This is a genomic window from Janthinobacterium sp. LS2A, assembly GCF_036543145.1.
Lineage (GTDB): Bacteria > Pseudomonadota > Gammaproteobacteria > Burkholderiales > Burkholderiaceae_D > Janthinobacterium > Janthinobacterium aestuarii.
Genome location: NZ_JAZHPB010000001.1, coordinates 681,891 through 696,813, shown reverse-complemented (window position 1 = coordinate 696,813; position 14,923 = coordinate 681,891). Strand labels below are relative to the sequence as shown.

The window sequence follows — 14,923 nt, the reverse complement described above, 5'->3', positions numbered from 1 at the left end:
ATGAAAAAAAACGTACTCTGCGGCGCCTTGCTGGCCGCCTTCTGCGCCACCGGTGCCGTCTTCGCCGCCCCCGCCAACACTTTGCCTTCCTTCACGCAAGAGGCCGAGGAACTGGCGCGCCTGCCTGGCGGCGGCTGGCTGACCCTGGACAAGCACGGTTTGCGCCTGCTCAACGCCAGCGGACAGGAGCAGGACCGTATCGCCGTGCGCGCCAAGCAGCTCGACACGCGCATCAATGGCGGCAAAGTGCTGGCCGTCTTCCTGGAAGCGGACACGCAGCGCCCGCTGCCCGTCTCCGTCGACGTGCAGGCCGGCAAGCTCAATCGCCTGGCGCCGTTTCCCATTCCCACGTTCTCCGTGGAAGCATCGTGCTTGTACCGCGACGCCCAGCAACTCGACCATCTGTTCTTGATCGGCAAGGATGGGCAAGCGGAACAGTGGGTGATGCAAGGTGAACAGCGCAGCCTGGTTCGCAAACTCGCTTTGCCGCCCCATGCCAAGCATTGCCGCGCCGACGATGGCGCCCGGCGCCTGCTGGTCAGCGAGGCCAACATGGGCGTGTGGTCGTATGAAGCTGATTCCGAAGGCATGGGCAAGCGCGAAGTGGTGGCCCTGCGCAAGCCGTATGGCCAGCTGGATGGCGGTGCCGGCGCCCTGGCCGTGCTGCCGGGCGGCGTGGCCGTGCTCGACGGCAAGGCGGAAAAACTGCACCTGTACTCCCATCAGGGAAGTAAATGGACGGCACAGCCAGCCCAAGCCGTCGCCTTGAACGTGCGCAAGGGCGACAGCCAGCTGGCGCTCGACGGAAATTCCTTGATGTTGCGCGGCAAGAACGGTTGGCATGCGCGGCCCTTGAAATGGGCTGGCCAAGCGGAAACATCGCCTGCGGTGGCCATCATCGCTCCGCAAGCCCAAACGGAACCGATGGCGCGCCAGGGCGACGCGGCCGACGATCCGGCCATCTGGCTGTCCAGCAACCCTGCCGATGCGCGCATCCTGGGCACCAACAAAAAGCAGGGGCTGCTCGTCTACGACCTGCAAGGCAAGCAGACCCAGCTGCTGGAAGTGGGACGCCTGAACAACGTCGACTTGCGCCAAAACATCAGCCTTGGCGGCGGCAAGGTCGACCTGGCCGTCGCCACCCAGCGCGACGACAACAGCATGATGCTGTTCACCATCAATGCCGATGGCGTCGTGGCGGAAGCGGGCCGTTTCCCGACCGGACTGAAAAGCATCTACGGCATGTGCTTGTACCAGCCAGCCAGCGGCGGCGTGGAAGCGTTCATCAACGACAAGGACGGCACTTTCCAGCAATACAAGGTTGAAATGAGCGGCATGAGCGGCAACAAGTTCAGCGCCACCCTCTTGCGCAGCTTCAAGGTCGCCACCCAACCGGAAGGCTGCGTGGCCGACGACGCCAACGCCAGATTGTTCCTCGGCGAGGAAACGCGCGGCATCTGGACCACCTCGGCCGACGCCGCCAAACCCGATGCCCTCGCCATGGTCCTGCCCGTGGGCGCACAGTTGACGGCCGACGTGGAAGGCATGGCCATCTACCGCCAGCCTGGCGGCAAGGCTGATTCCGGCTACCTGATCGTCTCCAGCCAGGGCGACAACAGCTACGTGGTGCTCGACGCCAAAGCCCCCTACAAGGTGCGCGGCCGCTTCAAGGTGGGCTTCAACCTGCCTGCCGGCATCGACGGCACCTCGGAAACGGATGGCCTGGACGTGACCTCCGCCAACCTGGGCGGCGCATATGCACAAGGCATGCTGGTGATTCAGGACGGCTACAAGCGTCTGCCTGATGGACCGCAGAACTTCAAGTATGTGGCGTGGGGGGATGTGGCGAAGGCCTTGAAGCTGGAGTAATCACCATGGGGCGGCTAGCAATGGCTGCCCCATGTACGATAGGAGTGTTAAAGATTGCCGCTACCTTGTACGCGGCATATCGATGACAAAAGGCAGACTTTTTCCAAAAAAGTCCACGCTGCCCGTCACTGCCAGGCGTTGTGCCGACAATTCCTCCAGGCGCAGATCCGCGACATCACGGTATTTCATCATGTAGAGCGCGGATTCACACTGTGGATTGCCGGCATCGACGGCAAGCATCTGCACGGGCGCGGCATCCGGTCCCGCGACGAGCAAGCCCTGCAAAGAGAAGGACGGCGGATACAGCGCCCACGACCAAGGCGCATCGTCCTCTTCCGTCAGCCGCATGAACACGTCGTCGTCGGCCTCGATCGTGATATTAATTTCCCGCATGCCATCGGCGCGCGCCTCAAGGCTGATCCGGGATTTCGCGACATCCACTTCAAAATTGGTGTCGCCGATACTAAATATATACATTGCCCTTCTACTCCTGATTGACACGTTAATGCACTGCTCGACAGGCCAGCAGATTAGCGAAGCGCTCTGCCAATATGTTCACATTTCGCTGAGATCGGCATCAGCGTTCAATGCATAGGCCTTGCAATAGGCAAGCAGCTCTTCCCTGCGCGTCTTGCCGAGCGAAATGGTCCCGATTCCATACGGCATCCATGCCGTGACATGCGCCAGCTGTTTAGCCATGTGATCATATTCCTCGTCGCAACATGGCCCTGTTACGTGCCGGAGCTGTGCTTGACGAGTTGATAGGCGGTTTGCCACCGAGATCGTCCCATCGGTTGCAGCACATCGCATAGACTTCAGTCCATGAACTCACGCATTCCCGCCCAAGCCCGCACCACCCCGAAGATCCGGCAGGAAATCAAGGACTCCGGACTGTCCGACCGCGAAGCCGCCAAGGTCTTCAATATCACCCGTGCACGGCTGCCAAGTGGCTCAAGCGGGACGATGTACAAAACCATTCGCACCGGACCCATACACTGCATACCACGCTGAGCGCGACGCAGGACATGATCAAATGGGACTGGACAGTAACAGTCTACATGGAAAGATTACAGCTAAATTTCTTGCCATAAACAGGAATAATCTTGGCTGCGTTACTTTTAGGGATTTTTATTGCCTTCCCATTAAACTTCACAACGGCATTTCCTTTTCTCAGATTCTCCAGCAAGGAAATAAAGTTATTATCACCTGCGCGGCTGTCGGCGCTGAATGGCCCATCATAAGAAACGCCATTGACGTCAACGGTAAATTTCTCAACTTCCTTATTATTATTCAATTGCGAAAGCGATACGCTCGATTGGGATTCTGCACTGCCATCTTGCGTTGGACAGCCAATATACAGCCGCATTCCATCCTGATCGATAAAGTAATCGAGATTTCCCTGCCCAAAACCTTCAGTCCACCGCCCCTGAGCCGCAAACGAGTTAACGCAAATGATGGTACCAGCGAGACCCACGGCAATTTTTCCAACCTTACTCATTTTACTGCTCCTTTTTCTACAATATCATGACACATGCACAGCCGTCCCGACGACCAGTGCAGCAGCGAAAAGGGTGCTCCGAATAATGCAAATGGCGCACCACAGCTTGAGCATGAGGTGTTAGACTTTTTCAAAAAACAATCTTGTAATATATCTTTCTCAATTGCAAGCATTGTGACAATATTAAAGGATAAATATCGCCACGAGAGCGACTCTCGCAAGCTGTCGCCCCGCCGCACGCGATTGCAAGCAAGGATTAATGGCTGCCTGATTGGCACGAAATGGGGTTGATAGCAGGACTTGTAACCCGCCGGCCTCGCAGACTTGGCACTTTCATACGCCACTCGCGTATGAACACATGCTGCCCAGTTTAAGTGCACTGGGTATTACCACTTATTACACAAATAATATTATGATAATAAAATCTTTGTTCAAACGCGATGCAGCAAACCCATCCATTGCGTTCCGACCTTCCGTCCAGAAAATCGCGACGATTATCCGCTTCTTGCAAAAAACGGAGGCGTTTGGAAAGAATTGGTTTCTGTCGCAGGAGACAGAAGCAAAGTCGTTTCTGTATCCGGTTTTCGATGCTTCGGGCGAACTCACCACTGCGGCCGAAGCCGTACTCGAGGCCGAGTTCAAGGATGAACAATTTCGATATCTCAGTGCTTGGAATGGCGAGCTCGCAGACGGTGAGGGTGCAAGTATGGCGCTTGGGTTCAGCGACAGTGATTGGCCCGCCCGGACTTTCAAGATCAGCGATTACGGTCAAGCCGCCAGACGGCTCGGCATTGATGGTGTGAAAGAACTGCTATCCATTATCGGTGGCTCCCTACGGCCGGTCTTGATCACGGTTGCACGTAATCAGTATTTTAAAAAACAAGTCTTCAAGGATCGTCCGGGTGTGGGCTGGATGTTGTACTTGCCGCGTGTACTGACGATCCAGCAAGTACCAGAAGCCCGCGCCTTGATCCCCGTGATGGCGATGGACGAGCAAGGTGAAGACCAGCAGATCGGCACCGTCATCGTCAGTGTCACCGACGAGCCTTTTTCTGATGAGAACCCCGAGCATGTCAGGATCGCCAACGCCATTGAGATTCGTCTGGTCGAGCAGAACTTGCTGCCTCGCTATGTCGATATTTAATGAAGGATAACTCGTTTTGTCCGCAGGGAAATACCCTGCCATGCCGGCAGTGAACACCAAAACGACTGGCATCGCCATCCATCTGCAATATCGGCTGCCAGTACAGGCCAATAAATTACGGTCGCTTGCATGTCTACCAGCGACTGGCGGCCTGTTGCGTATTAAAATGGCGTCCCATGACCTCCCCCGCCTCGACCTCTTCCCTCCCCGACAGCATCCTGCTCCCTTCCCTGGCCGTATTGGGAGGGCAGATTTCCGTCAACCTGGGGGCGGCGATTGCGAAGAATCTGTTTCCTGTCATCGGGGTCGAGGGGATTACGGCGTACCGGGTGGGGTTTTCTGCGCTGATCCTGCTGGCTATCTTCCGGCCGTGGCGCTACCGGCTGACGCGCAAGGATGTGCTGAACTTGCTCGTCTACGGTTCCGTGCTGGGGTTGATGAACTTGCTGATTTACCGGGCGTTTGCGCTGATACCGATTGGCATCGCGGTCGCCATCGAGGTGACGGGGCCGCTGGCCGTGGCCATGCTATCGTCGCGCCGGCCGCGCGATTTGCTGGCCGTGGCGTGCGCCGTGTTCGGCTTGTATTTGCTGCTGCCCCTGCAAGGCAGCCCGGGCAGCCTGGACCCTGTCGGCGCGGCGTATGCGCTGGGGGCGGCGCTGTGCTGGGCGTTGTACATCATCTTCGGCAAGCGGGCATCGACCTTGCAAGGCGGCCAGGCCGTGGCCTGGGGCATGACGGTGGCAGCCATGGTGACGGTACCCATCGGCGTCGCGTACTCGGGTACGGCACTGCTGGCGCCATCGATTGCGCTGATGGGCCTGGCCATCGCCATGCTGTCCAGCGCCCTGCCGTATTCGCTGGAAATCTTTGCCCTGCGCCGCTTGCCGCAAGGCGTGTTCGGCATGTTCAGCAGCGCGGCGCCGGCCGTCAGCGCGCTGGCCGCCATGGTGGTGCTGGGAGAAATGCTGAGTTTGACGCAGTGGCTGGCCATCGCCTGCATCGTGTTCGCGTCGGCCATGGCGGCGCTCGGCGCACAGGGCGGCAAGCGCTAGCAGTGCTCGACGGGCGGGCAGGTTTTGATGCCCGCCTGTAAAATGCGTCATTGCTTGCCATATCGCCCACTCTGTCCCACCGATGACATCGACACTTCTTTTTCGCCTGCTCTCCCCTTTCGCTGCCGCAGCCGTGCTGCTGGCGCCAGTCGCCGTCGCGCAAGCTGCCGCTCCGGCCGCCCTCAAGGGCAATGCGGAAGCAGGCAAGGCCGCGTTTCGCAAATGCGCTTCCTGCCATCAGGTGGGGCCATCGGCGCGCGGCGGCTTCGGCCCCAAGCTGACGGGCGTGATCGGGCGCAAAGCCGGTGCCACCACCGACTACAAGTATTCGGCGGCGATGAAAAACGCGAATATCGTCTGGACCGAGCAAAACCTGGCCGGCTTTCTCAAGGCGCCCAGCGATTTCATCCCTGGAAATAACATGCGTTTCTGGGGTATCGGCAATGCGCAGCAGGTGGCCGACTTGTTGGCCTACCTGCGCACGCAGTAAGCCCAGCCCATAACGCATGCACGGACAGGCGCACACCGCATCCAGCCTTTGACGCCGGATCAAGCTTCCAGCGCCTGCAGCACGCCCTTGCGCTTCTTGTGCGCCGCTTCATAGGCTCGCAGCCGCTTGCGCTGGGCGGTGGACAGGCCATCGAGCTTGTCGCGGATCTGCGCCACCGTCAATTGCTGGTACCCGGCGATGGGCAAGTCAGGCGATGACGCATCCGAGGCAGCGCCGCCGGCTTTTTTCCGCCCCTGCGCTTCCTTCGTTTCACCCGACTGCGCCCTTTGCTTGTTCACGATGCGCGCCGCGACTTCTTCCTCGCGGCCCGGATAGCGTCCTTCCTGCTTGAAATCCCGTTCCAGCTTCTTGAATTCGCGTTCACGCTTGGGGCTTGCACCGACAGGCATGTCCCCTCCCGTCTACGTTTTGGCCGGCAACTTGCGCAGGCACAGGTAAATGGAATACAGCGCCGCCAGTCCCACCAGCACGTACACGCCCCGCGAAGCGGCCGTCATGGCGCCAAGGATGCTGGCCACGATGTCGATATCGAACAAGCCCACCAGCGCCCAGTTCAAGCCGCCCACGATCAAGAGGATCATCGAGATCCAGTCGACCACGTTCAAGCGCTTTGCCGACATTTCCTGTTTTGCCGCACCGTCCGATCCTGCCTGGATATTCGCCATATCAGCCTCCTGTAAGAAGAAAGGACCCGCCGCCGGGTCTATCAAGGAACAGTGTAGGCGCGGCACCGGCATGCGCCAGTCGGACGATGCCGGGCATTGAAGTAGGAAGACTCTGTAATCAGGCGGGTGATTTTATCTGGCAACAAGCCAGGCGAAAGCGCGCATCGGGTAACTGCAGCTCATTGCCGCAGCTGCTTGTACATGATGGTGGTGGCGTCCAGGCGGTCGCCGTCCGGCGCCAGCGCATAGGCGGGGATGCTGCCGGCCACCACATAGCCAAGCGACAAGTACAGCGCTTGCGCATGGTCGCCGCTGCGCGTGTCCAGGGTCAGCAGGCTGCGCGGCAACTGGCGCGCCTGGGCTTCCAGCGCCTGCATCAGCTGGCGGGCGATGCCGTGCCGGCGAAAAACGGGTCCGACCAGCAGCTTGCGCACTTCGGCCCGGTGCGCCTGGTTGGGATTGGTGTCCCAGTCCAGCTGCACGGCGCCCGCCACCCGGCCATCGACTTCGGCCACCAGCAACAGGCGCACGCCGCGCGTGACGGCCGGCAAGACGTTATCGGTCCAGAAGGCCTGGCTGGCCGCCGTGTCGAAGGGCAAGATAAAGCCGATGCTGGCGCCGTCGTGCACGCAGTCTTGCAGCAAGGCGCCCAGTTCCGGCAAGCGTTCACAAATATCGGTGGGCGAAAAATGGCGTAGCGATGCGGACATGGCGACCTCAGACAAGAAAGAGAAAATAGCGGGCGCCGCTGTCTGGCGGCGTCATGAACGCGCTGGGACCGTGCAACTGGTAGCGCAGGCAGTCGCCGGCCAGCAAATCGTGCGCGCGGCCGTCGACGGTCACGTTCAGCTTGCCTTCCTGCAGCAACAGATGGTGTTCCATGCCGGGCCAGGGCGAGGCGGCATAAGTGATCGTCACGCCCGCATCGAGTTCGCATTCGAGCGCTTCGCCGGCCAGCGCGCGTGACGGGGGCGAAACGGAGCGGCGCCGGAAACCCGTCTCCGGGTCCGTCCATACGCTTTGCTGAGCCCGCCGCAACAGCGGTGGGAAATCGTCCTCCACCATGCGCAGCAGGCGCGACATCGCCAAACCATACGCGGCGCACAGCTTGCCCAGCACGCTAGTCGTCGGGCTGACTTCGCCATTTTCCAGGCGTGACAGGGTGGCGCGGCTGACCTGGCTGGCACTGGCCAGCTGGTCCAGCGACCAGCCCTGCTCCACGCGCAACTGTTTCAAACGCGCCGCCAGCCGCTGTTCCATCTCGTTATCAGTCAATGTTGGATTTTCCATATATGGGAATTTATCCCATAAAAGAGAACTTGGCAAGCAGTTGCTGCACAGTTGTTCAGCGCACAGACCAGCAAGCCCTCCCCAGGCACGATACGCCATCACTTCAAGGAAAAGCCATGGCCTCCACTCCCGCCACTCCCCAGCCGCGCCTGGGCCAGGCGCCCGCGCCGCTGGGCAGAGTCGAATTCCATTTGCAGTTCATTCGCTCGTATGCCGATCCCGCGTTCGACGCCGTGCGCGGCGCCTTGGTGCAGGTGGAAGAAGTGGCGTGGAAGAATTACCAGGATGGCCGCAAAGCGCCCGTGACACAGAAGGCGGGGCCCGGTTTTCTTGACCCCGATTACGACTTGTCCGTGGAGTGGAAAGCCACGCGCGACCGCCTGCTGGCCGCCGAAGCGCGCCAGAAAGACCCCGCCACGGCGTCGCGCGTGCTGCTGATCTGCGGTGCCGCGCGCAATGACGGCTCTTGTCCCGGTGAAATGTCGAAAACGTGGCGCATGACGCAATGGGCCAGGGAAGTGCTGCAGGCCGACAATATCGAAACGGACGTGCTGGACCTGAGCCTGCTGACCTCTTCATATGATTTGCACATTCACCCGTGCAAGGGCTGTGTCTCGACGGCCATGCCCCTGTGCCACTGGCCATGCAGTTGCTACCCGAACCATGGCGAAAGGCAGACGAATGACTGGATGGCGGAGATTTACGAGCGCTGGACGGCCGCGCACGCCGTCATCATCCTCACGCCCGTGTACTGGTACCAGACGCCCAGCGTACTCAAGCTGATGATAGACAGGCTCGTCTGCGCCGATGGCGGCAATCCCGATCCCACGTCCACGCATGGCAAGAAAGCCACGGAAGCAAAGGCCTTGGAGTTGCAAGGCTGGAATTACCCGAAACACCTGGCCGGGCGCGCATATGGCCTCGTCGTGCATGGCGACGTGGCCGGCATCGAAGGCGTGCGGCGGGGCCTGTCCGACTGGCTGGACTGGATGGGCCTGGTTGACGCAGGCGCCAAGGCGCGGCTGGACCGCTACATCGGCTATTACGACAGTTACGCGCAAAGCCACGATGCCCTCGACCATGACACCAATTTGCAGGAAGAAGTGCGCAACGTGGCGCGCGCCGTGGCCGTCGCCGTCCAACGGCTGCGCGCAGGCACGCTGGCGCCGCCCGATGCGGAACTCCAGCCTCCCCGGCCAAAATGACACCCGGCACAACTACCCGGCCATGCGCGATGCATGGCGACATAGCTCCAGGAAACCGGCCAGGCGCGGCGAGAGTATCTTCTTGGACTGGCGGATCAGATAAAAGTTGCGCTCCAATGGCGGCAGCATGGTCTCCAGTTCTACCAGTTGCCCGCTGGCCAGCAAATCGGCCACGACGACGCGCGACAGGCAGGCGATGCCCAGCCCCGCTGCCGCGCCATATTTGATGGCTTCCGAATTGCTGAACTCGCCCGCGGCGCGCAGGTAGTGCAGATAAGGCACCAGCGCCTGCTCCACGGCTTCGCGCGTGCCTGAGCCCGCTTCGCGCAGCAGCCAGCCTGCCTGGTTCAGTTCCGTAAAGCTGAGCAGATGGCGCAGCTGCGCCAGCGGATGCGTGGGCGCGGCCACGATCAGCATCTGGTCCGTCAGCCACGGTTCTACCAGCAAGCCCGCTTCGTGGCACGGCCCTTCGATCAGGCCGATATCGACACGGAACTCCGCCACGGCGGCCGCGACGTCGGCCGTGTTGGCTATCGTCACCTGCGGAATGCTGCGCCCGTATTGCTGCGCCGCCTGCGCCAGGATCTGCGGCAGCAGATAGATGCCAATGGTGGTGCTGGCGCCGATCTGCAGGCTGACGGGCACGGACGGGTCGGCGCCCGCGAACTGGCGCTCGATGCTGGCGGCCCCGTCGCGCATCTGCCGCGCCTGCGGCAGCAGCAGCCGGCCATTGTCGTTGAGCAGCAATCGCTTGCCCACCCGGTCGAACAATTGCGCGCCCAGCAAGGCTTCCAGCTCATTCAGGGACGCGCTCGTGGCCGATTGCGACAGCGCAATCAGGTCGCCAGCCGCGCTGGTGCTGCCCGTGTCCGCCACGGCGAGGAAAATCTGCAACTGCCGCAAGGTCAACGCCATCTCATCTACCTATTTTTTCAGTTAAACATACAAAAACAATCCGTTTTACCATTTAATTAGCGAACTGTACAGTCATGGCATACGAATACAGAACACGGAGTACGGTATGTCATCCCTCTCAACAACAAACACAACAAGTTTCAGCGACCGCTATGGCCGCCTTCTGCCGGGCCTGCTGCTGAGCGGCGCAATCGCTTATGCAGCCATCGCGCTGGGCAAGCTGGAATGGATGCAAAGCCACGGCATGAGCGCGCTGACCCTGGCCATCATGCTGGGCATTGTGCTGGGTAACAGCGTGTACGGCCGCCTGGCGCCCACCTGCGGCGCGGGCGTGGCTTTTTCCAAACAGACTTTATTGCGACTTGGCATCATCCTGTACGGCTTCCGTTTAACCTTCCAGGATATCGGGCAAGTCGGGCTGGCCGGCATCGCCATCGATGCGCTGGTGCTGGCGTCCACGTTTGGCCTGGCCATGTTCCTCGGCACCAAGGTGTTCAAGCTGGAACGCAACAGCGCCATCTTGATTGGTGCGGGCAGCTCGATTTGCGGCGCGGCGGCCGTGATGGCGACGGAACCCGTCGTCAAGGGACGCAGCGAGGATGTCACCGTTGCCGTCTCCACCGTCGTGGTGTTCGGCACCATCGCCATTTTTTTGTATCCCTTGCTGTACCAGCTGAATCAAGGCTGGCATCTGCTGGGCGCCACGCCTGCCGCCTTCGGCGTGTACATCGGTTCGACCGTGCATGAAGTGGCGCAAGTGGTGGCAGCCGGCAAGTCGATCGGGCAGGAAGCGGCGAATGCGGCCGTGATCGCCAAGATGGTACGTGTGATGATGCTGGCGCCGTTTCTCGTCATCCTGTCGGCCGTGCTGGCGCGCGGCAAAGCGAAGGCCGGTGGCAAGGAAAAAGCGGCCAAGCTGGCCATCCCCTGGTTCGCCTTCATCTTCATTGCCGTGGTCGCCTTCAATTCACTGGGCCTGCTGCCAGCGGGCACCGTGGCCACCATCACCGAACTCGACACGGTCCTGCTGGCCATGGCCATGGCGGCCCTGGGTTTGACGACGCATATGTCGGCCATCCGCCGCGCCGGCATCAAGCCCCTGTTGCTGGCAGGCATCCTGTTCTGCTGGCTGATCGCCGGTGGCGCCGCCATCAACCACGTGGTTGCCAGCCTGTTTGCCTGACCTTGAGCCGGATTCAAGCCGGGGCCGCTGACGCGGGAGCCGAAAACTTCGTACAATACGAGTGTTTTGACTCTCAAACCGGCTTCGGCCCCATCCAGGAACATCCATGCACCTCTCGAACTGGCTGCTTTTCTGCAGCGTCGCCCTGCTCGTCACGTTTTCTCCCGGTCCGGCCGTCTTGCTGGCCATCTCGAATGCCATCGCCGTCGGCCCGCGCCGTGCGATGATCAGCAGCATGGGTAATGGTTTTGGCCTGTTCATCATTTCCGGCGTGGCCATGGCCGGCATGGGCGTCGTTCTGGCCACCTCGGCCACGGCCTTCATGCTGCTGAAACTGGCTGGCGCCCTGTACCTCGTGTACCTGGGCATCAAGCAATGGCGCAGCAAGACCAGCGTCGTGGCCGATGCGCCCGTGGTGGCCGGCGCGGCGAATCCGAATTCGTTCTGGAAACTGTTCCGCCAGGGCTTGACGGTCGCGCTGACCAATCCGAAAGCCATCCTGTTCTTCTCGGCATTGTTCCCGCAATTCATCACGCCGGGCGAACCCGTGGCCATCCAGTTCACCGTGCTGACGACCTCGTTTGTCGCCTGCGCCATGCTGGCCCACTTGTTCTACGCCAACCTGGCGCGCCTGCTGAAAACCCAGCTGGCCACGCCGGGCCGCGCCAAGCTGTTCAACCGCATCACGGGCGGCGCCTTCGTCTTGCTGGGCCTGAGCCTGCTACGCCTGCGCAGCAAGGCCGCGTAATTACGCCAGTAGAAACGCCTCGATGCTGGCCGCCAGGGCCAGCGGCGTTTCATTCATCGGATAGTGTCCCGCATTGCCCAGCACCTCGAGCCGGGCTTGCGGGTACCACGCCAGATACGTGCGGCGCATCAGGGCCGTATCAAAACGGGGGTCGTGCTCCCCCACCAGCGCCAGCAACGGTAATGCCACGCGCGCCGCCTTGATGTCTTCACTGAAATCCGTCCCGCTCCACGCGAGAAAATAGGCGGCAAACGCCGCTTGGTCCGAACTTTCCCAGGAATATTTCGCCTTCCAGTCCAGCCAGGCGGCTGGCAAGCGTTCGCCCGTGCTGCGGTTGATGATGGCGCGCCGCGCCTGCACATTGCCACTGGCGTCGAGAAACAGTTGCCGCGCCACCCCATCGAACGCCACGCCGCAACTGGGCACGGGCGCCACGGCCACCAGCTTGCGCAGGCGCAAGGGCGCCAGCAAGGCCAGCCGTTCCAGCGCCATGCCGCCCATCGAGTGTCCCACCACGCTGAAGGTGGCAAAGCCCAGCGCATCAGCCAGGGCCAGCGCGTCGCGGGCGACCTCGTCCATCGAGTACGTTCCTGCCGCGCCGCGCATGCCGCCATAACCGCGATTGTCCATGAAGACATAGCTGAAAGCGCCACCATCGAGGGCCGCTTCCATCGGCACGAATGCGTGCGCGTCGCCAAACCAGCCGTGCAGGACGATGACGGCGTGGGGGCCATGGCCCACGCGATGATAGGTGTTGTGCATATTCACTCCTGAAAAAGAGTGTGATGGTAAGCGGCCAGCAAGCGGCCCGCCTTCGATGGCAGGTCAAATACTGTAGAGTGCGGGCCATGGATGATTTTTATACGGAAGTGCCGCGCCCCTTGATCGTCACGGCGCGCGACTATGGCGCAGGCGCGATGTTTCCCAGCCACAGCCATGCGCGCGGGCAATTTGCGTATGCGGCGCAGGGCGTCATCAGCGTGCACACGCCGCAAGGCAACTGGCTGGTGCCGCCGCAACGGGCTTGCTGGGTGCCGGCCCAGCTCGTCCACGGCATGCGCATGCATGGCGCCGTGACCATGCACAACGTGTTTATCGACGCAGCCGCCATCGACGGTGCCGGCTTGCCGCCCCACTGCCAGGTGCTGGACACACCGCCGCTGCTGCGCCAGTTGCTGGCCGAGGCCGTGACCATCGACGCCCTGTATGCGGAACAATCGCGGGCCGGACGGCTGATGGCCCTGCTGCTCGATGAGATTGCCGCTGCCAGGCCCCTGCCCCTGAGCGCGCCTTTGCCGCAGGAAGGACGGCTGGCGCGGCTATGCATGAACATGCTCCAGCAACCGAGCCTGGACAGCAATCTCGATGCGATGGCGGCGCAAGCCGGCATGAGCCGGCGCACCTTTACGCGGCAATTCCGCATCCAGACGGGGCTGGCCTTTTCCCAATGGCGCCAGCAAGCGTGCCTGCTGGCCGCCATCACGCGGCTGGCCGAGGGGCAAGCCGTCACCAGGATCGCGCTCGACCTCGGTTATGCCAGCCCCAGCGCCTTCACGGCCGCCTTCCGCCGTGTGCTGGGCCAGACGCCCAGCGATTATCTGGACTAGGAGATGATGGCGGCGATGCGCTGCGCCAGCGCCAGCGCCAGTTTCTGCACATGGTAACCGTCAACAAAGCCATGGTGGGCTTGCGCGGAAAACGGCACGCGCATACGGCCATCGTCCTGCGCGGGGCCGAACTTGCCCCAGGTAAAGGTCGGGATGTCGGCGTCGCCGTGGCGGTAGACAGGATGCTCGATGGCCGCCAGCTCCAGCCATGGCAAGCAGGTGATGAAGATATTGTTGCGCTGCTCGCGCTCGGTTTCTCCCTCACCCGTGTTGATCAGCGCGCAGCTCGCTTCGGCCAGGCGTTTCGCTTCCAGGCTGCGCGCGATGAATAGATCGAGCTGGTCCGTCATCGCGAAGCGCGTGTAGTTGAGGTTCTCGTCGCCGTTGATGACGGTGTACGAGGCGGGGAAATCGTCGATCCTGATCACTTCGCCCTGGTGGATGCGGTACATGAAATTGTCGATCTCCCTGACTGTATTGAGCAGGCAGAACAGGAAAAAGTGGAATACGGGGATTTTCCGTTCCTTGCACCAGGGCCGGAAGTCCGGCACGTCGAGCTGGAAGTTGATGTTGACGAGGGGATTGTCAAACGCCCGGAACAAGTCATAGCGGTCGCGCCGCTTTTCAAAATTTTTCATGCGGCGAGTGTAGACGATGGGGTGATCGCGGGCAAGCTGTGCTGCCATCGCCCCGGATGGTTCAATTGGAAAACGGCAGGCAGACAAAGTATTCGCTGCCGACGTCCTGGAACAAGGTAACTTCTTCAGCGCCTGCCTGCCTGGTGAACGCAAAGCTTGCATATTCACCCGAACGGGTGCCATCGGCATGCGCCATCTCCTGTGCATAGCGCATCGCATACACGGCCTTGATGTCGCTCATATTTGGCACATTCGTGAGCCGCCGGATGCGCCCCCTGTCCAGCGAAACGCCGAGCGTCCAAAACGATCCGGCACGAAACTCCGCCAATCCGGCCTGGTCCGAGTAATGCAGCAACAGGACAGGCGCGATGCCGCTGTTGCCGAATACCGGTTTGCTGCCCAAGGCAGCAAGAAGACGGCCGCAGAGCAAATTATCGCCCTCATGAAAGAACATATTTTTGTAGAACAATTCCTTTTGCGCAAGTATATGCGCGCAGGCCAGTTCAGCAGCCTGGGCATCCCCAATGTTAGCGAGTTGTGGCATGTTTAGCTCTTGAAATGCGTCAAATGATAATTTAAAGGCAATTTTCCATAC

Annotated in this window: 19 protein-coding genes and 1 pseudogene; 9 read left to right on the top strand and 11 right to left on the bottom strand. The window is 61.0% G+C overall.

Annotated elements, in window-relative coordinates; genetic code table 11:
• Positions 1-1,869 (top strand): phytase, encoded by a 1,869-nt coding sequence (locus tag V3C40_RS03210; protein ID WP_331776496.1) that lies wholly within the window; start codon positions 1-3, stop codon positions 1,867-1,869.
• 60 nt (positions 1,870-1,929) lie between these two features.
• Here V3C40_RS03210 and V3C40_RS03205 read toward each other — a convergent pair whose 3' ends face one another.
• Both V3C40_RS03205 and V3C40_RS03200 read right to left on the bottom strand, forming a co-directional pair.
• Positions 1,930-2,346, bottom strand: coding sequence for a hypothetical protein (locus tag V3C40_RS03205; protein ID WP_331776495.1), 417 nt, complete (start codon positions 2,344-2,346; stop codon positions 1,930-1,932).
• A gap of 78 nt (positions 2,347-2,424) precedes the next feature.
• Positions 2,425-2,568, bottom strand: a complete 144-nt coding sequence (locus V3C40_RS03200; protein ID WP_331776494.1) for a hypothetical protein — start codon at positions 2,566-2,568, stop codon at positions 2,425-2,427.
• 123 nt (positions 2,569-2,691) lie between these two features.
• On the opposite strand from V3C40_RS03200, the pseudogene V3C40_RS28330 reads away from it, so the two are divergent.
• Positions 2,692-2,954, top strand: a pseudogene (locus tag V3C40_RS28330) (IS481 family transposase); the annotation flags it as partial.
• Here V3C40_RS28330 and V3C40_RS03195 read toward each other — a convergent pair.
• Positions 2,924-3,367 (bottom strand): hypothetical protein, encoded by a 444-nt coding sequence (locus V3C40_RS03195; protein WP_331776493.1) that lies wholly within the window; start codon positions 3,365-3,367, stop codon positions 2,924-2,926. The pseudogene V3C40_RS28330 and the gene V3C40_RS03195 overlap by 31 nt on opposite strands.
• 358 nt (positions 3,368-3,725) lie before the next feature.
• On the opposite strand from V3C40_RS03195, the gene V3C40_RS03190 reads away from it, so the two are divergent.
• The 3 genes from V3C40_RS03190 (at position 3,726) to V3C40_RS03180 (ending at position 6,056) form a co-directional block, all read left to right on the top strand.
• Positions 3,726-4,511 carry an immunity 52 family protein gene (locus V3C40_RS03190; protein ID WP_331776492.1) on the top strand — a complete coding sequence of 262 codons (786 nt, stop codon included), beginning with the start codon at positions 3,726-3,728 and terminating at the stop codon, positions 4,509-4,511.
• 176 nt (positions 4,512-4,687) lie between these two features.
• Positions 4,688-5,566, top strand: coding sequence for an EamA family transporter (locus V3C40_RS03185; RefSeq protein ID WP_331776491.1), 879 nt, complete (start codon positions 4,688-4,690; stop codon positions 5,564-5,566).
• A gap of 82 nt (positions 5,567-5,648) precedes the next feature.
• On the top strand, positions 5,649-6,056 hold the full coding sequence (locus V3C40_RS03180; protein ID WP_219328935.1) for a c-type cytochrome: 408 nt from the start codon (positions 5,649-5,651) through the stop codon (positions 6,054-6,056).
• A 59-nt stretch (positions 6,057-6,115) separates the two neighbouring features.
• Here V3C40_RS03180 and V3C40_RS03175 read toward each other — a convergent pair whose 3' ends face one another.
• The 4 genes from V3C40_RS03175 to V3C40_RS03160 form a co-directional block, all read right to left on the bottom strand.
• Positions 6,116-6,466 (bottom strand): hypothetical protein, encoded by a 351-nt coding sequence (locus V3C40_RS03175; protein WP_331776490.1) that lies wholly within the window; start codon positions 6,464-6,466, stop codon positions 6,116-6,118.
• A gap of 12 nt (positions 6,467-6,478) precedes the next feature.
• Positions 6,479-6,742, bottom strand: a complete 264-nt coding sequence (locus tag V3C40_RS03170; protein WP_070302572.1) for a DUF378 domain-containing protein — start codon at positions 6,740-6,742, stop codon at positions 6,479-6,481.
• Positions 6,743-6,921: 179 nt separating this feature from the next.
• The gene (locus V3C40_RS03165) at positions 6,922-7,452 is read right to left on the bottom strand and encodes a GNAT family N-acetyltransferase (protein ID WP_331776489.1); all 531 of its coding nucleotides are present in this window, start codon (positions 7,450-7,452) and stop codon (positions 6,922-6,924) included.
• Positions 7,453-7,459: 7 nt separating this feature from the next.
• Positions 7,460-8,032, bottom strand: a complete 573-nt coding sequence (locus V3C40_RS03160) for a helix-turn-helix domain-containing protein (RefSeq protein WP_331776488.1) — start codon at positions 8,030-8,032, stop codon at positions 7,460-7,462.
• A 116-nt stretch (positions 8,033-8,148) separates the two neighbouring features.
• On the opposite strand from V3C40_RS03160, the gene V3C40_RS03155 reads away from it, so the two are divergent.
• Complete coding sequence (locus V3C40_RS03155) at positions 8,149-9,237, top strand: flavodoxin family protein (protein WP_331776487.1); 1,089 nt, start codon at positions 8,149-8,151, stop codon at positions 9,235-9,237.
• Between the two features lie 12 nt (positions 9,238-9,249).
• Here V3C40_RS03155 and V3C40_RS03150 read toward each other — a convergent pair whose 3' ends face one another.
• On the bottom strand, positions 9,250-10,152 hold the full coding sequence (locus V3C40_RS03150; RefSeq protein WP_331776486.1) for a LysR family transcriptional regulator: 903 nt from the start codon (positions 10,150-10,152) through the stop codon (positions 9,250-9,252).
• Between the two features lie 106 nt (positions 10,153-10,258).
• Between V3C40_RS03150 and V3C40_RS03145 the strand changes: the two genes are divergently transcribed.
• The gene (locus tag V3C40_RS03145) at positions 10,259-11,335 is read left to right on the top strand and encodes a YeiH family protein (protein WP_331776485.1); all 1,077 of its coding nucleotides are present in this window, start codon (positions 10,259-10,261) and stop codon (positions 11,333-11,335) included.
• A gap of 106 nt (positions 11,336-11,441) precedes the next feature.
• The gene (locus V3C40_RS03140) at positions 11,442-12,083 is read left to right on the top strand and encodes a LysE family translocator (protein ID WP_034755914.1); all 642 of its coding nucleotides are present in this window, start codon (positions 11,442-11,444) and stop codon (positions 12,081-12,083) included.
• Here V3C40_RS03140 and V3C40_RS03135 read toward each other — a convergent pair whose 3' ends face one another.
• On the bottom strand, positions 12,084-12,845 hold the full coding sequence (locus tag V3C40_RS03135; protein WP_331776484.1) for an alpha/beta fold hydrolase: 762 nt from the start codon (positions 12,843-12,845) through the stop codon (positions 12,084-12,086).
• A gap of 86 nt (positions 12,846-12,931) precedes the next feature.
• Here V3C40_RS03135 and V3C40_RS03130 point away from each other — a divergent pair, with 86 nt between their 5' ends.
• Complete coding sequence (locus tag V3C40_RS03130) at positions 12,932-13,690, top strand: AraC family transcriptional regulator (protein ID WP_331776483.1); 759 nt, start codon at positions 12,932-12,934, stop codon at positions 13,688-13,690.
• On the opposite strand, the gene V3C40_RS03125 is transcribed toward V3C40_RS03130, so the two are convergent.
• Positions 13,687-14,328, bottom strand: a complete 642-nt coding sequence (locus V3C40_RS03125) for a CatA-like O-acetyltransferase (protein ID WP_331776482.1) — start codon at positions 14,326-14,328, stop codon at positions 13,687-13,689. The genes V3C40_RS03130 and V3C40_RS03125 overlap by 4 nt on opposite strands.
• 61 nt (positions 14,329-14,389) lie before the next feature.
• The gene (locus V3C40_RS03120) at positions 14,390-14,872 is read right to left on the bottom strand and encodes a hypothetical protein (protein WP_331776481.1); all 483 of its coding nucleotides are present in this window, start codon (positions 14,870-14,872) and stop codon (positions 14,390-14,392) included.
• Between the last annotated feature and the right edge of the window lie 51 nt (positions 14,873-14,923).